Raw genomic sequence first — 20,557 nt, 5'->3', positions numbered from 1 at the left:
GTCGGGCGATGGGGTCAGGCGGTGCCGTCCGGCGCGGCGGTGATCCGGAACTGCGTGAACGTGGCCGCCCCGGCATGGCCCCCGCCGGTGGGCGCGACCGCGAAGAGGCCGAGCAGAGCGCCGACCCAGCGCCAGGGGGTGGCGGCGAAGACCTGTCCCGAGGGCTGCCACCCCTCCCCCACGTCGTAGGAGAACCGGCAGCGCGCCCCGGCCGAGGTCTCGATGCACAGCCGGGCCCGTCCCCCGGGCGCGAGGCGCGCGTGATCGGCGTCCCGTTCCCGGTCGGCGACGGTCTCGGCGAACCGGTGGACGAGGTGCACGGTCCCGTCGGCACCCCTCTGGAGCCCGATCCAGCGGAACGCGTCCCCGAGCACGGCGAGCCCGGCACGCGCCCCCGGTTCCTCGCTGTCGAGCCTCAGGTCCACCTCGACGACGGCGGGGATCCCCGGCAGCCGCTGTGTGAGCACATTCGCCAGTTTCCGCAGGTCGTGCGCGTGCACGGAGCGTACGCACGTGAGCCGCAGCCCGTCGCCGGAGTGCTGGGTGGCCCAGCCGTCCTGCGGGTTGGCGGTCCACTGCCACTGGCGTCCGTAGCGGCCGCCGGGGAAGTCGTCGTCGGTGGCGGGCGCGGCCGGCGGCTGCGCCGGCAGCGCCGGCTTGCGGTGGACGACGACGGGAGCGCCCTCGTCGCCGAGCACGGGCCAGCCGTCCGCACCCCAGCTCATCGGCTGCAGGTGCACGACCCTGCCGTACGCGCCCCGCTGCTGGAAGTGCAGGAACCAGTCCTCGCCGGCCGCCGTGCGCACCCAGCCGCCCTGGTGCGGCCCGTTGACGTCGGTGTCCTTCTGCTCCAGGACGATCCGCTCCTCGTACGGGCCGAAGAAGTCGCGGGAGCGTAAGGCGCCCTGCCAGCCGGTCTCCACTCCCCCGGCGGGGGCGAAGATCCAGTACCAGCCGTCGTGACGGTAGAGCTTGGGCCCCTCCAGGGTGAACCAGCCGGGGAGCCGGTCCGCGTCGACGATCACCTTGCCCTCGTCGAGGAGCCCGGTGCCGTCGGGCCGCATCCGGTGGCCGGTGAGCCGGTTCTTGACGCCGGAGCGGGACTTGGCCCAGGCGTGCACCAGGTACGCCTCGCCGGTCTCCTCGTCCCACAGCGGGCAGGGGTCGATGAGTCCCTTGCCCTCCTTGACCAGGTGCGGCCGGGTCCAAGGGCCCCTGATCCCGGGGGCGTTGACCTGGAAGACGCCCTGGTCGGGGTCGCCCCAGAAGATCCAGAACCGGTCGTCGAAGTGGCGCAGCGAGGGCGCCCACACCCCGCAGTCGTGGCGCGGGGCCCTGAACTCGGAGGCGGGTTCGAGGTGGTGCAGCGCGTGGCCGACGAGCGTCCAGTTGACCAGGTCCCGGGAGTGGAGCAGGGGAAGGCCCGGGGCCCGGCCGAAGCTGGAGGCCGTCATGTAGAAGTCGTCGGCCACGCGCAGGACATCGGGGTCGGACCAGTCGGCGTCGAGGACGGGGTTGCGGTAGGTGCCGTCGCCCAGGTCGGCGGAGAAGGCGGGTGCGCTCACCGAGGTGGTCACGGGCTCACCGCCTTCCGTACGAGGGCCGCAGCCCCGTCCCGGTCGAGGGTGCCGTCGGCGACGACGGTGACGACCCGGCGCACGGCCGTCCCGCCCGGCTCGATGGGGAGACGGTCGGTGTGGGCGAGGGAGGAGCCGACGCCCGGGTACTCGTCGGCGCGGACGAACCAGGGGTCACGACGGGTGGTGTCGGTGGCCCCGGCGAAGACGAGCGTCCAGGTCTCGCCGGCCAGGGCGAGCCAGTCGGCGCGGCAGCCGTGCACCTCGGTCTCGCCCTCCGCCTCGGCGGTGAAGACCCGGGGTGCGGCGGGCTCCTTGCGGGCCCGCCAGAAGAAGCCGCCGTACGCGGCGCCGGGGCGGCCGTTGGTGGCGGGGCTGCCGATCGACACCGGGGCGTCGGTGATGTTGGTGAGGGAGAACGTGAAGTCCAACGCCCAGGCGGAGTCGGTCAGTTCGGTGGCCGCGACGGTACGGCGCTCGCGCAGCAGCTCCCGGCCGGACGCCACCCAGCGCAGCTCCTCGACGAAGCCGTCGGGGTCGCGCAGCTGGAAGGCGGTGTGGCGCTGGGAGCCGTGGTTGTCGAGCTCGGTCGGCCCCTGGTCGCGGACATAGGTCCGTCCGCCCCAGAAATTGTGCCCCTCGACGTCGGGAACGGCGACACCGACGCCGAGGTGGTGGAGGTGGTCGGCGGGACTCAGCTCGGTGACCGCCGTACCGGACAGGGTGGTGACGGGATGCACATAGGGGCGCGGGGAGAGCCGTTCCGGCAGTTCGGGCCGGGTGAGGTAGCGGCCCACCGGGCGGCCCGCGACGCGCAGGACCAGGGAGTCGTCGGTGATCGTCATGTGCTCACCTCTTTCGCCGTTGCTTCGGGCAGCGCCCAGGGGGCGCCGAGTTCGGAGTAGAGGGCGAGGTCGTCGGCGGCGGCCGCGACGAGGCCGTCGATGCCGTCGACGACCCGGCGGTCCTCGTCGGGCAGCCGGTGCCAGGCCCCGGCCGGCAGCGCGACCGGGTCCGGGGCGACCCGGATCGCCTCGACGACCTTCATGAACGCGCCGGTCACCTCCGGCGGGACCAGCAGCTCGGTGCCGTCGACGAGATGGTCGACGAGGTTCTCCAGCAGGTCCGTGCGGCCGTACTCGATCTCCTCCGGACCGTGTCCGGCGCGCTGGACGAGCACGCGGTCCTGCTTGTACCAGAAGGTGATCCGGCCGCTGGTGCCGTGGACGACGTTGTACGGGTCGTCCGGGTCCTCGGCGCACAGCGTGGCGGCGACGGTGACCCGGCCGCCGTCGGCTGTGGTGACCCGTACGCACGAGGTGTCGTCGGACTCGATGTCGTTGGCGCGCAGCAGTTCCGTCTCGATGGCGGCGACGTCCTCGGCGCGGGGTGCGCCGGCGAGTGCCAGCCCGGTGGCGACGGCGTGCGCGAGGGGGTTGGTGAGCGCCCCGTCGATCACGTCCACGCCGTTCATGCGCCGCTTCCCGGCCCAGGGCGCGCGCTGGTAGTACGCCTCGGCGCGGGCCCAGGCACCGGCGCCGCCGATGCCGACGACCTCGCCGATGAGGCCCTCTTCGACCATCCCGCGGATCGCGGGCAGGGCGTGCGAGCCCAGCGACTGGAAGCCGATCTGGCAGACCGTCCCGGCCGCCGCCACCCCGTCGGCCATCCGGCGGAACTCGGCGTACGACGGGGCCGGCGGCTTCTCCAGCAGGACGTGGACGCCCCGCTCGGCGGCCGTCAGCGCCAGGTCGGTGTGGGTGGGGATGGGCGTGCAGATCACGGCGATCGCGGCGCCCGTGGAGTCGAGGAGCGCCCCGAAGTCGGCGGACTGCTCGGGTGTGCCGAGTCCGTCGGGGATCTCGTCCGGGCCCAGCGGGGTCAGTTCGCAGATGCCGGCGAGCCGGACGATCCCCTTGTCCGCGAGCCGCCGGATGTTCTCAAGATGCCAGCGGCCGTGGCCCCGGGCGCCCGCGAGGACGAGTGGAAGCGGGCTCTCGTACGTCGTGGTGTTCATCGGATCCTCCCTGCGCCCGCGCCGCGTGCCACCTCTCGGTCGGCCTTCCCGGCGCTGTCGATCTTTTGGTGCAGGGTAGGCGTCCAGCCCACGTCGCCCGTGAGATCCCGCTCGCTGCCGGAGTTGTAGGCGTTGTATATGGCCAGGAGATCCACCGGATAGCCGTTGAAGAGGGTGCCCGTCTGGTGCAGGGCGGAGCCGTTCCAGCTCTTCACCAGGTCGGCGACCTCGACGTGGCCCGGCGTGGTGAACGCGTTGTTCTCCGCGTACACGGCGGACTCGGTGGAGACGCCCAGGGAGTAGCGGTAGTCGTGGGCGTCGGCCGGGACGACGTACCGGTTGTTGTAGAGGTGCACCTGTCCGAAGCGGACGCGCGGCGCGCGCTGCACGACGTTCTCGAACTGGTTGTGGTGCAGCGTCACCCGCAGTTTGCCCCGGTCGCCGGTGGCCGTGTCGCCGTTGCCGATGAGGATGCCCTTGTCGTGGTCGGCGAAGCGGCTCCACGAGACGGTGACGAGGTCGGAGGCGTTGGTGATGTCGAGCAGGCCGTCGTGGCGGAGGTAGGTGCGGCCGAAGTACGTCGGCTCGTCCTCGTCGGGGTGCCCCTTGTCGGAGATCGTGACGTGGTCGATCCAGACGTGGCTGGAGCCGCGCACCCAGATGTTGTCGTAGGCCGTCTTCCAGTCGCCGAGGCCGCCGGTGTTGGGCTGCCAGACGGGGAAGCAGTCGTAGGCGTCGCGGAGTTCGAGGTTGCGGACGATGACGTTGTCCGCGCCCTTGAGCTGAAGGCTCGCGCCTTTCAGGACGGCGCCCTTGAGGCCGACGATGGTGGTGTTGGAGCCGACGGCCAGCTCGATCCGCTCGGCCTGGCGTGCCGCCGACGCCCGGCGGGCCTCCTCCTGGGGGCCGCTGGGCTTGGCGGAGCCCCAGGTGCGCGGGTCGTAGGCGGCCAGGTACGCCTTCAGGTCGTAGCCGTCGGTCGCGTAGTCGGCGCAGTCGAGCTTGTCGCCGTCGTCGGAGGTGTTGGCGTCGATGGTCCCCGCGATCCGGATGATCTTCGGGGTGGCGCTGCCGCCGTCGAGCGCGCGCACCAGTTCGGCGCGGGTGCGGACGGTGACGACATGGGCGTCGCCGGCGGTGGAACCCCCCGTGGTACCACCGTCGGCGGCCGCCCAGCCGTCGTCCGCCGCGAGCGTGTCGCGGCTGATGTCCCGGTCGGCGTTCCGGGACTCCGCCCCGGCCGGGGTGGTGAGCGCGCAGCCCAGCACCCCCGCCAGACCGAGGAGTCGCAGGCTCCTCCCGCGTCCGCTCATCCCTTCACCGCCCCCGCGCTGAAGCCCGTGATCAGCCACTTCTGGATGAAGGCGAAGACGATGACCACCGGGACGGCGGCGATGATGCCGCCCGCGGCCAGCGCGCCCAGGTCGACGCTGTCGGCGCTGAGCAGGGTGTTGAGGCCGACGGGGATGGTCTGCTTGGCCTGGTTGTTGAGGAACATCAGGGCGAAGAGGAAGTGGTTCCAGGAGTGCACGAAGGCGAAGGAGCCGACGGCGATCAGGCCGGGCCGCAGCAGCGGCAGCACGACCACCCGGAACGCGGTGAAGCGGTTGCAGCCGTCCACCCAGGCCGCTTCCTCCAGCGTGTACGGCACGTTCTTGATGAAGTTGCTGATCAGGATGATCGACAACGGCAGCTGGAAGACCGTCTCGGCGAGGATGACGCTGCCGAGCGAGTTGATCATCCGCAGCTCGGCGAAGATCTGGAACAGCGGCACGAGGAGCAGTGCGCCCGGCACGAACTGGGAGCACAGCAGCGCCAGCATGAACCCGCGCTTGATCTTGAAGTCGAAGCGGGCGAGGGCGTAGCCGCCGGCCAGGGCGACGAGCGTGGTCATCAGCAGGGTGACGACACCGACGAGCACGCTGTTCTGGAAGTAGACGCCGAAGGAGCGTTCGTTCCAGACCTTCTCGAAGTGCTCGAACGTCATCGGCCAGGGCACGAGCGAGGTCGAGCCGGGCTTGCGCAGTGCGAAGAGCAGGATCCAGTAGAAGGGGACGAGGGTGAAGACCAGGTAGATCCCCAGCGGCAGGTAGATCTGCCAGCGCGGTACCTCGTCCCAGGCGCGGCGGACCTTCCCGGGTCGCTGCGGGGGCTCCTCGGCCGCGGGCGCGGACGTCACCGGTACGGTCCTCTCGGCGTCCTTGGTGATCACTTGGACTCGCCTCCGAACTTGCTCAGCCGCAGATAGACCATCGAGCAGAAGAGCAGGATCACGAACGCGACCGTGGTCAGGGCGGACGCGTAGCCGAAGTTGTGGGCGTCGACGGAGGTGTTGGCGATGTACAGCGGGAGGGTCGTGGTCACTCCGGCCGGTCCGCCGCCCGTCAGGGTGTACAGCAGGTCGACGTTGTTGAACTCCCACACCGCGCGCAGCAGCGTGGAGAGGATGATCGCGTCCTTCAGGTGCGGCAGCGTGATGTGCAGGAACTGCCGGACGCGGCTGGCGCCGTCGACCTCGGCGGCCTCGTACAGGTCCCTCGAGATGGACTGGAGGTCGGCGAGGATGAGGATCGCGAAGAAGGGGACACCACGCCACAGGTCGGCGACGACCGCCGCCGAGAAGACGGTGGAGGTGTCGGAGAGCCAGCTGGTGCCGTACTCTCCGATGCCCATGTCCGCCAGGTAACGGGTGATGCCCGTCTGGGAGTTGTAGAGCAGCACCCAGATCGCGGAGGTCAGCACGCCCGAGACGGCCCAGGGTGAGAAGACCAGCGCGCGGCCGATGGCGCGGCCGACGAACGTCTGGTTGACGATCAGCGCGAGGGCGAGACCGAAGAGCAGCTGCAGCGAGACCTCGACGATCACCCACTTGGCGCTGAAGACGAGGGTGTCCCAGAAGAGGGGGTCCTCGGTGAAGGCGTGGACGAAGTTCTCGAAGCCGGCGAAGCCGTTCCGCCAGGGCTTCGTGGGGTTGTAGTGCTGCAGGCTGTAGTAGAAGACGCTGATGACCGGGTAGGCGATGAAGCCCAGCATGAGCAGGGCGGCCGGGGCGATCAGCAGGTACGGCAGCCTGCGCGGGGTCGCGGAGGCACGGCGCGCACGGCTCCGCGCACGGCTCCGCCGGGGCGGCGCGGGCGGCTTCGCCACGGCTGCGGCTTGGGCCATGACTGGGGCTCCGTTTCTGGGTGTGTCGTGGTGCGTCGTGGTGCGTCGTGGTGCGTCGTGGTGCAGGAAGCGCTTTCTCGCTGTGCATGGGTGCGCGGTTCGGGGTGCGGCTTGTTGTGCGTTGGCGGGTGCGGGTGCGTCGTGGCTGGTCGCGCAGTTCCCCGCACCCCTTGATGAACCGGGGGTTCTCAGCCCGCGTACGGGTCCGGGACCTTGCCCGGTCTGGCCAGGAACTCGAAGTCGCAGCCGGTGTCGGCCTGGGTGATCTGGTCGTTGTAGAGGGCGCCGTAGCCGCGTTCGTAGCGGGTGGGCGGTGGCGTCCACTCGGCGCGGCGGCGCTCCAACTCCTCGTCGTCCACGTTGAGTTGCAGGGTCCGGGCCTCGACGTCGAGGGTGATGGAGTCGCCGGTGCGGACCAGGGCGAGGGGCCCGCCGACGTACGACTCCGGTGCGACGTGCAGGGCGCAGGCGCCGTAGCTCGTCCCGCTCATCCGGGCGTCGGAGATCCGCACCATGTCCCGCACGCCCTGCTTCAGCAGGTGGTCGGGGATGGGCAGCATCCCGTACTCGGGCATCCCCGGACCGCCCTTGGGCCCGGAGTTGCGCAGCACCAGGACGGTGTCCGCGGTGATGCCGAGGGAGGGGTCGTTGATGGTCCGCTGCATGGTCCGGTAGTCGTCGAAGACGACCGCGGGGCCGGTGTGCTTCAGCAGGTGCGGCTCGGCCGAGATGTGCTTGATGACCGCGCCGTCCGGGCAGAGGTTGCCGCGCAGGACGGCGACCCCGCCCTCGGTGGCGACCGGGTTCTCGCGGGTCCGGATGACGTCGTCGTTGTGCACGAGAGCGCCGTCGAGCTGTTCGCGCATCGTGTCGTACGAGACGGTCGGCCGGTCCAGGTGCAGGAGGTCGGTGATCCGGGACAGGAACCCCGGCAGGCCGCCCGCGAAGTGGAAGTCCTCCATCAGGTACGTCTGGCCGCCGGGCCGTACGTTGGCGAGCACCGGGACCGTGCGGGCGATGCGGTCGAAGTCGTCGAGGGTGAGCTTGACGCCCGCGCGGCCGGCCATCGCGATGAGGTGGATGACCGCGTTGGTGGAGCCGCCGAGTCCGAGGACGGTGGTGACGGCGTCCTCGAAGGCGTCGGCGGTGAGGATGTCGCTCAGCTTCCGGTCCCTGTGGACCAGTTCGACGATGCGGAGACCGGCGGCGGCCGCCATGCGGTCGTGGCCGGAGTCGACGGCCGGGATGCTGGACGCGCCCGGCACGGTGACCCCGAGGGCCTCGGCGGCGGCGGTCAGCGTGGACGCCGTCCCCATGGTCATGCAGTGCCCCGGCGAACGCGCGAGACCGGACTCCAGCTCGGTCATCTCGCAGTCGCCGATGAGCCCGGCGCGCTTGTCGTCCCAGTACTTCCACATGTCGGTGCCGGAGCCGAGGACCTCGTTGCGCCAGTGTCCCGGCAGCATGGGCCCGGCGGGCACGAACACGGCCGGCAGGTCGACGGAGGCGGCGCCCATGAGCAGCGCGGGCGTCGATTTGTCGCAGCCGCCCATCAGCACGGCCCCGTCGACGGGGTAGGAGCGCAGCAGTTCCTCGGTCTCCATCGCGAGCATGTTGCGGTAGAGCATGGGGGTCGGCTTCTGGAAGGTCTCGGAGAGGGTCGAGACCGGGAACTCCAGCGGGAAACCGCCCGCCTGCCAGACACCCCGCTTGACCGCCTGCGCGCGATCCCGGAGGTGCACATGACAGGGGTTGATGTCCGACCAGGTGTTGAGGATCGCGATGACCGGCTTGCCGAGGTGCTCCTCGGGGAGGTAGCCGAGCTGGCGGGTACGGGCCCGGTGGCTGAAGGAGCGCAGGCCGTCGGTGCCGTACCACTGGTGGCTGCGGAGGTCCTCGGGACGCTTGCGCGCCCCGGTCCGCCCGGTGTCGTGCTCGGTGTTCGTCACAGGGACCACCCGGCGGCTATGGCGGCGACCTCGGCGCGTTCGTCCTCGGGCAGGTGCCTGCTCGGGGCCCGGACGTCGCGGCGGCAGAGGCCGAGGGCGGCGAGGGCCTCCTTGACGACGGTGACGTTGTTGGCGGAGCCGTTGGCGGCCCGCAGCTCCTCGAAGCGGCGGATCTGCTCCCAGACCTTCATGGCGGCCGGGAAGTCACCCGAGCGAAGCGCTTCGATCATGTTCAGCGAGACGGCCGGAGCGACGTTCACCAGGCCCGAGGTGAAGCCGGTGGCGCCGGCCGAGAAGTAGGAGGGCGCGTACGGCTCGGCGAGTCCGGCCACCCAGACGAAGCGTTCCAGACCGGCGTCGCGGGCGAAGGCGGCGAAGCGCGCGGCGTCCGGCACCGCGTACTTGACGCCGATCACGTTCGGGCAGGCGTCGGCGAGTTCGGCGAGGCGTTCGCCGGTGAGCTGGGCGTTGCGGATGTAGGGCACGACGCCCAGTTCGGGCACGGACTCCGCGATCGCCCGGTGGTAGTCGACCCAGCCGCTCTGCGAGACGTAGGGGTGCACCGGCTGGTGGACCATCACCATCTGCGCCCCGACCTCGCGGGCGTGCTGGGCGGAGGCGACGGCGGTCGGCACGTCGTGTCCGACGCCGACCAGGACGACGGCACCCCGGTCGCCGACCTCGTCCATGGTCAACTCGGTGACCAGGCGGCGCTCTTCGGGGGTGAGGGCGTAGAACTCACCGGTGTTGCCGTTCGGGGTGAGGGTGGTGACACCGCCGTCGAGCAGCCGACGCAGCAGGGCCCGGTGGGCGCCCTGGTCGACGGTGCCGTCCTCGGCGAACGGAGTCACCGGGATCGCCACCACGTCGGCCAGGGCCGTCCGTTGGGTCTCGAACGTCACGCTGCTCATGGATGACCTTCCTCTGCAAGGAGTTCTTGGAGGACTGCGGAGGGCCGGCGGGGCGCCGCGTCGCGCGGCGCCGCCGTCCCTCGTGGACTCGGGGGCTTGCTGGTCCTGCGGTCGTGCCGGTCCTGCCGATGGTGCCGGTCGTGCGGGCCTCACCGGCCCCGCGGGCTCACCGCTCCCGCGGCCTCACTGGGTCTGCTGTTCCTCGCGGGCCCCCGGGAAGGCCCGCTCGACGAACGACGCGATGTGCGCGTACAGGGCGGCGGCGGCACCGTCGGCGTCGCCGTCGAGGGCGAGCCGCAGGATCTCCCGGTGTTCGGTGGCCTCCCGCTCCCAGGAGGGGTCGGCGGCCCAGGCGACGGCCGAGACCAGGGCGGCCTGGTCACGCACCTCGTCCAGCATCCGGCCGAGCAGCGGGTTGCCGCACGGTACGTACAGCGCGCGGTGGAACTCCCGGTTGGCCAGCGAGCGTTCGGCGGTGTCCGTGGCCTCGTCGGCCCTGGTCAGCGCGTCGCTCGCCGCGTCCCACGGGGCACCGCGCCGCACCGAGCGGCGCAACGCCTCCGGCTCCAGGAGCAGCCGTACGTCGTAGACCTCGCGCGCCATGTCCGCGTCCACCATGCGCACCGTGACGCCCTTGTACTGGCTCATCACGACGAGCCCGGTCCCGGCCAGCGTCTTGAGGGCCTCGCGCACGGGCGTCTTGGACACCCCGAACTGCGCGGCCAGTTCGGTCTCGACCAGCGCCTGACCGGGCGTCAACTGCCCGGTGAGGATGCGGTGCTTGATCCCCTCCAGCACGAACTGCGTGCGGGACGGGATCGGCGTGGGCACAGCGGTCATGCGCGCCTCTCGGATCTCACGTATGCGATCTCACGTATGGGATCTCCCATATCGCGTCTCATATATGACGTACGAAGTACGACGCGTTGAAGGTAGGGAGGGCTCCCGTGTTTCGTCAATGCTTCTGACGAAAGAAGATGTGCGCGCGGTCACATGATCTTGGTGTCACCCGGTTGATCCCGGCGTCACACGGTGTGGGTGTCCCCCACCCGCGCGCTGTCCGTCGGCCCGCCGAAGACCACCGCCGCCCGCCCGGTCGCCCCCTCCGGAGTGAGCGTGGGGCCCACATGGGTGATCAGCAGTCGGCCGGCGCCCTTGGCGTACCTCCCGGCCTCCTCCGGGGTGAGGTGCACCCGGGGTTCGCCTTCGCGATGCGCGTCGATGTCCGCCTCGCACAGGAACAGGTCGGCGCCGCCCGCGAGCGCGCCCAGCTCCTCGCACGGCCCGCTGTCCCCGGAGTAGGCGAGGACTCGCCCCTGGCACTCGGCGCGCAGCCCGTACGCCTCCACGTCGTGGGCGACGGCGCGGGCGGTGAGGGTGAGGTTCCAGTGCCGGACGGTGTGGCCGTCGTACAGGGGACGGAAGTCGAACACCCCGTTCAGGGAGGTGGGGTCCGAGCGTCCGAGGAACCCGGCGACCCGGGCCGCGCAGTCGCCGGGCGCGTAGACCGGCAGCGGCGCCGGCAGAGTGAGTCCGCCGTAGGCGAACCCGTACAGCGCGGACATCAGGTCCGCGCTGTGGTCCGCGTGCAGGTGGGAGATCCAGATCGCCGTGAGCCGGGTGGGGTCCGTGTGCCGCTGCAACTCGGCGAACGTGCCGAAGCCCGCGTCCACCCATATCTCGGCGCCGCCGCCGCGCAGCAGATACCCGGAGGCGGGCCTGTCCGGGCCGGGGTGAGGGGAGGCGGTGCCGAGGACGGTGAGGCTCAGGGGCATGCTCGGGAGCGTACGGACGCGGGCGGGGGCGCGTGCCGCGTTTGTGCGTTCTTTCGCGGGTTGCTCATGGTGTTGCTCGCGGGATGGCCGTTATGGCTTCCACCGGGGATCACGTCCGCTCAGACCGATCACACGGTCGATCAGCGGCTCGTCGTCCGGGACGGGCACGACCGGGCCGAAGATCTCGCCGCGCGAGGGGTCGTCGACCGACGCCTCGAGGAAGGCGTGCGTCGCGGTGAGGGCCGGCGGATCGGCTTCGTACGGCTGACCGGTCGCCCGTGCGAGGTCCCAGCCGTGCACGACGAGTTCGTCCGTCGCCACGGCCCCGGCGACGGCCCCCGGCAGCGACACCCCGCCCGCCCGGGTCTCCCCCGTCCACGCGGCCGGGTCCCGCCAGACCTCCGCGAGCTCGTCGAGCACCCGCGGCAACGTCTCGCGCCAGCCGGGCCCGATGTCGGGCAGCGCCGCCTGCGGGTCGGTGTCCGTCGTGGCCCCCAGCTCCTTGCGGCCCGCGTCCCGGAAGGCGGTGGCGAGCCCGAGCAGATGCCCGAGGAGGTGGCGCACCGCGTACTCCGGGCACGGGGTGGGGCCGGCGAGCTGGTCGTCCCGGACGGCCGCGACGAGCCGGGCGACGGCCCGGGTCTGCGGGCCGAGGTCGAGGGGGATCGGGCCGTGGTCGGTCATGCGGTACTCCTTCGCCGGTCTTCGTCCTTCGTGTTCGTTGAAGTGCTCTCCCGGCTGAAGCCGGGAGACTCCTGCTTACCTTGCGGCAGCGGGCTTGACGCGCTTGGCGCGCCTGACGACTGCCCTCCCGGCAGCCGGGACGAGCGCGAGGCCCATCCGGTACAGGTGCAAAACGTTGCGGGCTGCGTTGTGGTCGGCGTTGCCCGACCAGCCGCAGTCCGGGTTCTTGCACACGAACACGGCCTGGGACTCCCGGCTCCCCGGCGTGGTGAAGCCGCACGCCGAGCAGCGCCGGGAGGTGCCAGGAGCAGGGACCTTTACCAGGGTGCCGCCGAGTTGGGCGGTCTTGTACGCCAGCATGGTGACGGTGCGGCCCCAAGCCTCCCCGCTGATGGAGCGGTTCAGTCCGGACTTCTGGGCAACGTTCTTCCCCGGCTCCTCAACCGTTCCCCTGGCGGACTTGACCATGTTCGTGATGGTGAGTGCTTCGACCACGACCGTGCCGTACGTGCGGGCGATGGCGGTGGTCGTCCGGTGCTGCCAGTCCAGGGCCCGACGCTTGGCTTTCGCGCGGAGTTCTGCGATCTGGTCGTAGGTGCGCTGCAGCCGGCGGCTGGTGCGCTCGCCGTGTTTACGGTGCTGCTTGCGCTGTGCGGCGCGCCGCTCCAGATGCAGGAGCCTGTCCTTCTCCTTCTCCGTCAGCCACTCGCCGTGCTCGTACGTTTCGCCGTCCGAGAGGGCAAGGGGCACGGTGACGCCCACGTCGATACCAATGTCCGGCCCTTCGTGGGGCTCGGGATTACCCTGAAGGGTCTGGACACGGAAGGCGATGTGCCAGCCGAGCGCGTCCTTGATCAGTCGGGCCCCGGTGATCCGGTTGCCCGCGTCGGCGCGCTTGCCGACCGGAAGGTCTTTGGTCCACCGGAAGCGGACCCTGCCCACCTTGGGAAGGTTGACCATGCCCCACCGGCGGTGCACGCGGGTGATGTTCAGGTCTCGGCCCTGCGGGATGTCCACGGACATCACCGTGCGGAACCGGCCCTTGAAGTTCGGGGCGTCGGCGCGGCCGTCCCAGCAGTTCTTCCACGCCTGGAAGTACGTCTTGAGTACCGCTTGCGCGGCTTGCGCGGGCAGGACGGCGAGGAAGTCGATGTCCTTGCGGGCCTGGCGGATCGCGGCGTCCGCGTTCGCGAGGGTCCGCTTTTCCTTCGGCATCATCTGCCACCACGCGTGCAGCAGGTTCCACATCGCGCGGGCCGCGTGCGCCTGGTCATCCGCTGCGCGAATCCCGGCAGGCGACAGCGCAAGCCGGGCGCGGTGCCCGAACTGCCGCTTGACCAGGATGTTGTGACTCACACTCGAGAACCTAGCATTGGTTTATGTCACCGCGATGGAACCCTAATCCCGATGTCAGAACCGGTCGCCATGTTGTCCATAACCTGCACGCTCACTTGGTTTTCGTCACTAAATACAGACGGAAGGCGTTCACTGACGCCATGCTGACCCGCACCGAAGAGATCATGCGGGAAGTCTGCACCGACTTCGAAGCCGAGCTGAAACAGTTCAACGGCGAACAGGACCACGTCCACCTGCTCGTGCACTACCCGCCCAAGGTCCAGCTCTCCAAACTGGTCAACTCCCTCAAGGGCGTCAGCTCCCGCAGACTCCGCCAGGAATACGACAGCCACGTCCGCCGGTACCTGTGGGGCGGACACTTCTGGTCCGGCTCCTACTTCGCCGGATCATGCGGCGGGGCGCCCCTGACCGTCGTCAAGCAGTACATCGAAAACCAGCAAAGTCCCGTCTGACCGTCACCCCGAAGACGCAGAGCACTCCGGCACTCCGCGCCTCCGACCCAAAGATGGCCCTTCACTCCCGCCCTGAAGGGCGGAGCACTGGCCAAGATCAGAGGTAGACCGCCGGCGTCGCGGGAACTCATCGCCCGCGCGCCGTCCACCTGTCCCGGTGACGATTCCTAGGGCATCCGCCCGATCCCCCGGCCGGGGTCTTAGCGCCACGCTCACCGAACATGACATCCACGACATGGGCGGTGCGGCGCGTGCTCCGGGACCGTGACGCGGGGCTGTATCTGGCCGGGGTGGTGGTCTCGGGCCTCGGTTCGTCGGCGATGTGGCTGGTCGCGGGCGTCTGGGCCAAGGACCTCACCGGTTCGGACGCGCTGGCGGCGCTGTGCGCGTTCGTGCTGTGGGCCCCGCTGCTCGCCGGGCCCCTCCTGGGCGGCCTCGCGGACCGCGCCCGCCGCCGCGCGCTCCTCATCACCACCGACCTCGGCCTGGCCGCCCTCCTCCTCACCCTCTTCGCCGTCGACGCCCCGGGCGACCTGTGGCTCCTCTACGCGGTCCTCCTCGTCTACGGCACGGCGGGTGTCGTCCACGACGCGGCGGAGTCGGCCCTCGTCGCCACCACCGTCGCCCCTTCCCTCCTCGGCGACTTCAACGGTCTGCGCATGACGGCGAACGAGGGCATGAAGCTGCTGGCTCCCCTGGCGGGGGCAGGTCTGTACACGGCGTACGGCGGAGCGACGGTGGCCCTGCTGGACGCGGTGACGTTCGCGGCGGCCGCGGGGCTGTACGGGCTGGTGCGGGAGCGGGTGATGGACGGGAAGGAAGCTCCCGAGGACGGGAAAGGGGCTCCCGAGGGCGCGCGCACGCCTCGGGGTGTGCCCGCCGAGGGCGCGCGCCCGCCTCGAAGTGTGCCGACCGAGGGCGACCGCGCCCCGCGAGACTCCCGAACGGCCGAAAGCGTCCGTCGTCTGCTGCGCGACGCGCGTCTGCGTCCCCTAGTGCTGGCCGGTGGCGCGACCATGCTGCTCTCGGGGGTCAACGGCTCCTTGATCTTCGCGGTGGTCGAGTCCCTCGGCCGCTCCCCCGCCTACGCCGGCCTCCTCCACGTAGCCCAGGGCGTCGGCTCGCTCGTCGTCGGCCTGGCCACGGGCGTCCTCCTGCGCCGCCTGGGCGAACGCCGCTTCGCCGCGTACGGGATCGCCCTGACCGGGGTGGCGGTGGCGCTGCGCGCCGTCCCCGACGACACGGTGGCCCTCGGGTGCGCCGCGGCGATCGGCGCCGGCCTTCCGTGCGTCCTCGTCGCCACGCTCACCGCGGTGCAGCGCGTGACCCCGCCCCACCTGCTGGGCCGCACCACGGCCACCGCCCACACCCTGCTGTTCGCCCCGACGGCGGTGGGCATGGCGCTCGGCGCGGGCCTGGTGGGGCCGGTCGGCCTCCCGGTGCTGTCGGTGACGGTGGGGGCCGTCTCCCTCCTGCCGGCGGCCGCGCTGCTGCGCCGTCCTTGACCCGTGCGGGACCCTGTAGGCATGGGACCAGGCATGGGACAGGTGAGCTGTGACCTCACGATCTCGCTCGACGGCTTCTCGGCGGGGCACCACCAGACCGAGGATCGCCCGTTCGGCGACGACGGCGGAGACGGTTCGGGCGCCGCGCTGCACGCCTGGATGTTCGACACTCCCGAGGAGAACCGGGCCGAGATCGACCGGCTGGGCACCGCCGGGGCCTTCGTCATGGGGCGCAACATGTTCGGCCCGGTGCGCGGCGCGTGGGACCGGCCGTGGAACGGCTGGTGGGGCGACGATCCGCCGTTCCACGCACCGGTGTTCGTCCTCACCCACCACCCGCGCGACCCGCAGCCGATGGCGGGCGGCACCACGTTCCACTTCGTCACCGACGGGATCGCCGCCGCGCTCGCCCGGGCCCGCGCGGCGGCCGGCGGGGACGACGTCACCGTCCTCGGCGGCGCGACGACCGTCAACCAGTTCCTGACCGCCGGCCTGGTCGACGAACTACGCCTGCACGTAACCCCGTTCACCCTGGGCTCCGGCACCCGCCTCTTCGAGGACGTCCCGCCGCTCCGGCTGGAGCAGGTGGCCTCCCGTTCGACGAGCCTGGTCACCCACCTGACGTACCGCGTGGCGCGCTGAGCCGGGAGGGCTCCGTGATCCGCCCCGCCCGGCTCACCCCACCGCCGTCAGCGCCTCCCGCGCCGCCGCCAGGTCCTGGTCCGACGCCAACCCCGCGTGATACAGCCGGAGTTCCGTCGCGCCCAGTTCCGCCGCGCGGCCCGCGTCCTCGGCCAGGGTGACGGGGCTGCCGCCCATGCCCGACACGATGCCGAAGTTGGCGGCCAGGACGGCGCCCTCCGCGCCGACCTCGGCGAAGGCCGGCAGCAGGCCCGGGCCGCCCGCGCACGGGACGACCACGCCGTCCGCCACGCCGAGGATGTGCGCGGGGTCGACGCCCGGGTTGGCGCCGCAGTGGTACGTCACGGGGTCCGCGTGCAGCAGGATCCGGAACCCGGCGGGCGCGGCGGCCCGCACCGCCTCGACGGCCGTCTCCTGGAGGGAGCGGGCGATCGCGTCGCGCCACGCGCGCGTGGCGGTCGCCCGGTCCGCGCCGAGGAGCTTCTCCACGGCCGGCCAGCCCTCGTCGACGGCCTCGCCCCGCCACAGCGGTTCCAGCGCCTCACGCACGGCCGCCGCCAGTTCCTCGGGGTCCTGCCCGGCCTCGGCGTAACCGGCGCGGCAGGTCACGCAGAAGCAGAGCGACATCAGGTACTGCCCGGCGTCCCCGAGCCCGACACCGCCCGTCTTGTCGTGGGCGTGCAGGTGGGAGATCCCGTACCAGCCGAGCGACTCCAGTTCCGTGCCGCGGGCGCCCGGCCGGACCGCCGCCTCCACGGCCAGGTCGACGAGGTACTCCCGGGTCGCCTCCTGCGCCACGCACGGGGCCCACGGATACCGGTCGCCGTAGGCGTTGACCACGGAGGTCGACGGGTGCTCGGCGCCGAGCCGGGAGTTGTGGGCGAGGACGACCCAGGTGTGCACCTCCAGGCCGGCGTGCGCGAGGGCCGTCGCCGCCTCGCCGAACGCGTCGCCCGGCGCCCACTGCCCCGCCGGGTACGGCCGCAGCGTACGGCCCTCCCAGCGCACCCCCGGCGGGTACAGCACGGCCGCGTGCTCGGCGGTGACGATGCGGTGCCGGGGGTGGCGGGGGGTGAGCGCGCGGGTGGAGTGGTACGCGGAGGCGAGCGTCACCTGCCCCACGCCCAGCCCCGCGATGCGCTCCGCGGCGGCCGGGTCCCCGTTGACGTCCCACGGGTAGACGAACGTCGACGCCTTCACTAGCCCTCCTGGCACTCTTCCAGCAGCGCGTGTCCGCGCTCGATCAACTGGCCCAACTGCTTGACGTGTTCCTCGGCCGGCTCGTGCAGCGGCGGCCGTACGCCGCCCACATCCAGTCCCCGTAGCCGTACCCCGGCCTTGACCAGTGACACGGCATAGCCCCGGCCCTTGGCGCGGAGTTCGACGAAGGGCCGGTAGAACCCGTCGAGCAGCCGTTCCACGATCGCACGGTCACCGGCTTCGAGCGCCCGGTGGAAGGCGAGGGCGATCTCCGGGACGAAGCAGAAGACGGCCGAGGAGTACAGCGGGACGCCGACGCCCCGGTAGGCGGGCTGGGTCAGCTCGGCGGTCGGCAGGCCGTTGAAGTAGAGGAAGTCACCGGCGGCCGGGACCTCGGCGCGTACGGCGCTGACGATCCGCGTCATCAGGTCCAGGTCGCCGACGCCGTCCTTGAGGCCGACGATCCCCTCCGTGCGGGCCAGTTCGACGACGGTGTCCGGGGTGAAGACCGCGTTGTCGCGCTGGTAGACGACGACCGGGAGGGAGGTCGCGGCGGCCAGTTCCCGGTAGTGGCGCAGCAGCCCCTCCTGGGCGGCGACGACGAGGTACGGCGGCAGGGCGAGCAGGCCGTCGGCGCCCGCCTCCTCGGCGAGGCGCGCGTAGCGCACGGCGAGGGCGGTGCCGTAGCCCGCGCCGGCCACCACGGGCACCCGCCCGGCCGTCTCCGCGACGGCGGCCCGGACGCAGCTCTGGAACTCCTCGGGCGTGAGCGCGTGGAACTCGCCGGTGCCGCAGGCGACGAAGACGGCGGCCGCCCCGGCGTCGACGCCCTGGCGGACGTGCGCGCGACAGGCGTCGAGATCGACGGCCCCGTCCGGACCGTACGCGGTGACGGGGAAGAACAGCGGTCCGCTGGGGACCCTGAGCCGGGCGGTGAGAGGGGCTGACGTCACGGGCGCTCCCAAGTCCGAGCCGAAGTCGACGGTCCGAGGCGACGTCGACACGCAGGTCCATATCGCTGATCAGTGTTTACATTTCTGAACAAGAGCACGCTAAGGCGCCCCCACGGGGCCGGTCAAGCCGGGCAACCCCCACCGCACCAGCGATTTCCCGCCTGCGCGCCCCACTTGACGCGCGCGACCGCACTCCTTAGCGTGTCCATGAATGTGAATGTCGGACGCCCATGTGCACGGCTGGCGATGCAAGGAGATCCCCGGATGCCCGCTCCCCGCACCGTTCTGCTCACCGGCGCCGCCGGTGGACTAGGCACCCTGATGCGGGACCTGCTCCCGGCGTACGGCTACGAGCTGCGCCTGCTGGACCTGCAGCCCGTCGAGGGCGCGCCGGACGCGATCACGGCCGACCTCGCCGACAAGGAGGCCGTACGCGAGGCCGTACGGGGCGTCGACGCGATCATCCACCTCGCGGGCATCTCGTTGGAAGCCTCCTTCGAGAAGATCCTCAGGGCGAACATCGAGGGAACCTACAACCTGTACGAGGCCGCCCGCGCGGAGGGCGTGCCCCGTGTCGTCTTCGCCTCCTCCAACCACGCGGTGGGCTTCACGCCCCGCCCCGGCGACGGGGACCCGCTGATCCCGGTCGACACCCCGCACCGCCCCGACACCTTCTACGGCCTGTCCAAGTCCTTCGGCGAGGACCTGGCGCAGTTCTACTGGGACAAGCACGGCCTGGAGACGGTCTCGGTCCGCATCGGCTCCTGCTTCCCCGAGCCGACCAGCGTGCGCATGCTCTCGCTCTGGATGAGCCCGGCCGACGGCGCCCGCCTCTTCCACGCGGCCCTGACCGCCGAGCACGTCGGCCACACCGTCGTCTACGGCTCCTCCGCCAACACCCGCCTGTGGTGGGACCTCTCCTCCGCCCGCGCCCTCGGCTACGACCCCCAGGACGACTCCGAGCCGTACGCCGAGAAGCTCATCGCCGAACAGGGCGAGCTGGACCCCGCGAACGAGGCCCACGCCAACCTCGGCGGCCACTTCGTGAGCGACCCGCCGATCTGGCCGTTCTGACCGCGCCGGAGCGGACCCAAGGGTTCGCGCGTCGTACGGGAAACGAGGGCCGTACGGCGTGCGGAAGGAGCGGGCGGGCACCGAACGGGCCCGCCCGCTCCCGTATGCGGGCACGCCCGCTGCCCGATCCCCCCTCCGCCCCAGGTCCGCGAGGGGCCCCGGCCGTGCGAAACGGTCACGGACGGGCAGCATCGGACCCGCAACAGGCCTGGTCGGCGCCGCGCACCCGCTGTAGAACTTCCCCCAGGGCCCGCACCGGGCCCGAACGGGCAGCAGCACGGCGAGGGCTGCGACGGCGAGGGAGAGCGGGTGTCGGCCATGAGCGCGGAGGAGAGGCAGCGCGAGATCGTCAGGGCCGCCCGCCGCACGGGCGCGGTCGACGTCGCCGAACTCGCGGTCGCTCTGGGCGTCGCCAAGGAGACCGTACGGCGTGATCTGCGCGCCCTGGAGGACCACGGCCTGGTCCGCCGTACGCACGGCGGCGCGTATCCCGTGGAGAGCGCCGGTTTCGAGACGACGCTCGCCTTCCGCGCCACCAGCCACGTGCCCGAGAAACGCCGGATCGCCGCCGCGGCGGCGGAACTGCTGGGCGACGCGGAGACGGTCTTCGTCGACGAGGGCTTCACCCCGCAGCTCATCGCCGAGGCGCTCCCCCGGGACCGGCCACTGACCGTGGTCACCGCCTCGCTCGCCACGGCGGGCGCCCTCGCCGAGACGGGCAGCACCACCGTGCTGCTGCTCGGCGGCCGGGTACGCCCCGGCACCCTCGCCACCGTCGACCACTGGACGACGAGGATGCTGGCCGGTTTCGTCATCGACCTCGCGTACATCGGCGCCAACGGCATCACCCGCGAACACGGCCTCACCACCCCCGACCCGGCCGTCAGCGAGGTCAAGGCCCAGGCGATCCGCGCCTCCCGGCGCACGGTCTTCGCGGGCGTCCACACCAAGTTCGGCGCGGTCAGCTTCTGCCGGTTCGCCGAGGTGGGCGACCTGGACGCGATCGTCACGAGCACGCTGCTGCCGACGGCGGAGGCCCACCGGTACTCGTTGCTGGGGCCCCAGGTCGTCCGCGTCTGACACCACCGACCTCTCCCCTCCCTACTTCACTCCACTCCACCCCACCCCACCTCCCCTCGCCTCGAAGAGACCCATTTCTCCCCATACGTCCAGGAGCGATCCATGCGAATCCCGAGCCGACGGAGGCCGCGCGCACTCGCCGCGGTCGCCGCAGGGACGCTGCTCGCCCCGCTTCTCTCCGGCTGCTGGACCGGGGCGAGTGCGCGCGGCCTCCGTC

Annotated in this window: 19 protein-coding genes; 5 read left to right on the top strand and 14 right to left on the bottom strand. The window is 71.7% G+C overall.

What is annotated here, in order from left to right; genetic code table 11:
- Positions 1-14: 14 nt before the first annotated feature.
- The 12 genes from P1P70_RS02695 to P1P70_RS02640 all read right to left on the bottom strand — a co-directional run bounded on the left by P1P70_RS02695 (position 15) and on the right by P1P70_RS02640 (position 13,434).
- Positions 15-1,577: a glycoside hydrolase 43 family protein gene (locus P1P70_RS02695; protein WP_319234215.1), complete on the bottom strand. Its 1,563-nt coding sequence runs from the start codon at positions 1,575-1,577 to the stop codon at positions 15-17.
- The gene (locus P1P70_RS02690; RefSeq protein ID WP_319234214.1) at positions 1,574-2,422 is read right to left on the bottom strand and encodes a PmoA family protein; all 849 of its coding nucleotides are present in this window, start codon (positions 2,420-2,422) and stop codon (positions 1,574-1,576) included. The genes P1P70_RS02695 and P1P70_RS02690 overlap by 4 nt, the downstream gene beginning before the upstream one ends.
- Complete coding sequence (locus P1P70_RS02685) at positions 2,419-3,594, bottom strand: Gfo/Idh/MocA family oxidoreductase (RefSeq protein WP_319234212.1); 1,176 nt, start codon at positions 3,592-3,594, stop codon at positions 2,419-2,421. The genes P1P70_RS02690 and P1P70_RS02685 overlap by 4 nt, the downstream gene beginning before the upstream one ends.
- The gene (locus tag P1P70_RS02680) at positions 3,591-4,907 is read right to left on the bottom strand and encodes a pectate lyase (protein ID WP_319234210.1); all 1,317 of its coding nucleotides are present in this window, start codon (positions 4,905-4,907) and stop codon (positions 3,591-3,593) included. Before P1P70_RS02680 ends, P1P70_RS02685 begins: the two co-directional genes overlap by 4 nt.
- Positions 4,904-5,806 carry a carbohydrate ABC transporter permease gene (locus tag P1P70_RS02675; protein WP_413471408.1) on the bottom strand — a complete coding sequence of 301 codons (903 nt, stop codon included), beginning with the start codon at positions 5,804-5,806 and terminating at the stop codon, positions 4,904-4,906. The genes P1P70_RS02680 and P1P70_RS02675 overlap by 4 nt, the downstream gene beginning before the upstream one ends.
- On the bottom strand, positions 5,803-6,759 hold the full coding sequence (locus P1P70_RS02670) for a sugar ABC transporter permease (RefSeq protein WP_319234208.1): 957 nt from the start codon (positions 6,757-6,759) through the stop codon (positions 5,803-5,805). Before P1P70_RS02670 ends, P1P70_RS02675 begins: the two co-directional genes overlap by 4 nt.
- A gap of 188 nt (positions 6,760-6,947) precedes the next feature.
- Entirely contained in the window at positions 6,948-8,708 is a 1,761-nt protein-coding gene (gene araD, locus P1P70_RS02665) for an L-arabinonate dehydratase (RefSeq protein ID WP_319234206.1), read from the bottom strand.
- Positions 8,705-9,619 carry a dihydrodipicolinate synthase family protein gene (locus tag P1P70_RS02660; RefSeq protein ID WP_319234203.1) on the bottom strand — a complete coding sequence of 305 codons (915 nt, stop codon included), beginning with the start codon at positions 9,617-9,619 and terminating at the stop codon, positions 8,705-8,707. Before P1P70_RS02660 ends, araD begins: the two co-directional genes overlap by 4 nt.
- A 183-nt stretch (positions 9,620-9,802) precedes the next feature.
- Positions 9,803-10,459, bottom strand: a complete 657-nt coding sequence (locus P1P70_RS02655) for a GntR family transcriptional regulator (protein ID WP_319234201.1) — start codon at positions 10,457-10,459, stop codon at positions 9,803-9,805.
- A gap of 185 nt (positions 10,460-10,644) precedes the next feature.
- Positions 10,645-11,394 (bottom strand): MBL fold metallo-hydrolase, encoded by a 750-nt coding sequence (locus tag P1P70_RS02650; protein ID WP_319234199.1) that lies wholly within the window; start codon positions 11,392-11,394, stop codon positions 10,645-10,647.
- 90 nt (positions 11,395-11,484) lie between these two features.
- Complete coding sequence (locus tag P1P70_RS02645; RefSeq protein WP_319234198.1) at positions 11,485-12,078, bottom strand: TIGR03086 family metal-binding protein; 594 nt, start codon at positions 12,076-12,078, stop codon at positions 11,485-11,487.
- A 75-nt stretch (positions 12,079-12,153) separates the two neighbouring features.
- Positions 12,154-13,434: a transposase gene (locus tag P1P70_RS02640; RefSeq protein WP_319234197.1), complete on the bottom strand. Its 1,281-nt coding sequence runs from the start codon at positions 13,432-13,434 to the stop codon at positions 12,154-12,156.
- A gap of 23 nt (positions 13,435-13,457) precedes the next feature.
- Here P1P70_RS02640 and tnpA point away from each other — a divergent pair, with 23 nt between their 5' ends.
- From tnpA to P1P70_RS02625, 3 genes are all read left to right on the top strand, one after another.
- Positions 13,458-13,886, top strand: a complete 429-nt coding sequence (gene tnpA, locus P1P70_RS02635; RefSeq protein WP_319234196.1) for an IS200/IS605 family transposase — start codon at positions 13,458-13,460, stop codon at positions 13,884-13,886.
- A 221-nt stretch (positions 13,887-14,107) separates the two neighbouring features.
- Entirely contained in the window at positions 14,108-15,391 is a 1,284-nt protein-coding gene (locus tag P1P70_RS02630; protein WP_319234195.1) for an MFS transporter, read from the top strand.
- A 21-nt stretch (positions 15,392-15,412) separates the two neighbouring features.
- Positions 15,413-16,033: a dihydrofolate reductase family protein gene (locus P1P70_RS02625; protein ID WP_319234194.1), complete on the top strand. Its 621-nt coding sequence runs from the start codon at positions 15,413-15,415 to the stop codon at positions 16,031-16,033.
- Positions 16,034-16,066: 33 nt separating this feature from the next.
- Here P1P70_RS02625 and P1P70_RS02620 read toward each other — a convergent pair whose 3' ends face one another.
- A complete protein-coding gene (locus P1P70_RS02620; RefSeq protein WP_319234193.1) occupies positions 16,067-17,233 on the bottom strand; it encodes a hypothetical protein in 1,167 nt (388 codons plus the stop codon).
- Positions 17,233-18,186 (bottom strand): 5-dehydro-4-deoxyglucarate dehydratase, encoded by a 954-nt coding sequence (locus tag P1P70_RS02615; protein WP_319234191.1) that lies wholly within the window; start codon positions 18,184-18,186, stop codon positions 17,233-17,235. Before P1P70_RS02615 ends, P1P70_RS02620 begins: the two co-directional genes overlap by 1 nt.
- Positions 18,187-18,450: 264 nt before the next feature.
- On the opposite strand from P1P70_RS02615, the gene P1P70_RS02610 reads away from it, so the two are divergent.
- Entirely contained in the window at positions 18,451-19,260 is an 810-nt protein-coding gene (locus P1P70_RS02610; protein WP_319234189.1) for an NAD(P)-dependent oxidoreductase, read from the top strand.
- A gap of 309 nt (positions 19,261-19,569) precedes the next feature.
- Positions 19,570-20,340, top strand: a complete 771-nt coding sequence (locus P1P70_RS02605; protein WP_319234187.1) for a DeoR/GlpR family DNA-binding transcription regulator — start codon at positions 19,570-19,572, stop codon at positions 20,338-20,340.
- The last annotated feature ends 217 nt before the right edge of the window (positions 20,341-20,557 follow it).

Origin of the sequence: Streptomyces sp. MB09-02B (genome assembly GCF_033794485.1) — a bacterium.
Taxonomy (GTDB): domain Bacteria; phylum Actinomycetota; class Actinomycetes; order Streptomycetales; family Streptomycetaceae; genus Streptomyces.
This window is presented reverse-complemented; position numbering and strand designations above follow the sequence as displayed.

Bases quoted from the DNA above. Each gene is read 5' to 3' on its own strand.
- P1P70_RS02610 (WP_319234189.1), top strand. From the start codon at position 18,451: ATGCCCGCTCCCCGCACCGTTCTGCTCACCGGCGCCGCCGGTGGACTA.
- P1P70_RS02650 (WP_319234199.1), bottom strand. From the start codon at position 11,394: ATGCCCCTGAGCCTCACCGTCCTCGGCACCGCCTCCCCTCACCCCGGC.
- P1P70_RS02630 (WP_319234195.1), top strand. From the start codon at position 14,108: ATGACATCCACGACATGGGCGGTGCGGCGCGTGCTCCGGGACCGTGAC.
- P1P70_RS02645 (WP_319234198.1), bottom strand. From the start codon at position 12,078: ATGACCGACCACGGCCCGATCCCCCTCGACCTCGGCCCGCAGACCCGG.
- P1P70_RS02670 (WP_319234208.1), bottom strand. From the start codon at position 6,759: ATGGCCCAAGCCGCAGCCGTGGCGAAGCCGCCCGCGCCGCCCCGGCGG.
- P1P70_RS02660 (WP_319234203.1), bottom strand. From the start codon at position 9,619: ATGAGCAGCGTGACGTTCGAGACCCAACGGACGGCCCTGGCCGACGTG.
- tnpA (WP_319234196.1), top strand. From the start codon at position 13,458: ATGTCACCGCGATGGAACCCTAATCCCGATGTCAGAACCGGTCGCCAT.
- P1P70_RS02625 (WP_319234194.1), top strand. From the start codon at position 15,413: ATGGGACCAGGCATGGGACAGGTGAGCTGTGACCTCACGATCTCGCTC.
- P1P70_RS02655 (WP_319234201.1), bottom strand. From the start codon at position 10,459: ATGACCGCTGTGCCCACGCCGATCCCGTCCCGCACGCAGTTCGTGCTG.
- P1P70_RS02685 (WP_319234212.1), bottom strand. From the start codon at position 3,594: ATGAACACCACGACGTACGAGAGCCCGCTTCCACTCGTCCTCGCGGGC.
- P1P70_RS02690 (WP_319234214.1), bottom strand. From the start codon at position 2,422: ATGACGATCACCGACGACTCCCTGGTCCTGCGCGTCGCGGGCCGCCCG.
- P1P70_RS02680 (WP_319234210.1), bottom strand. From the start codon at position 4,907: ATGAGCGGACGCGGGAGGAGCCTGCGACTCCTCGGTCTGGCGGGGGTG.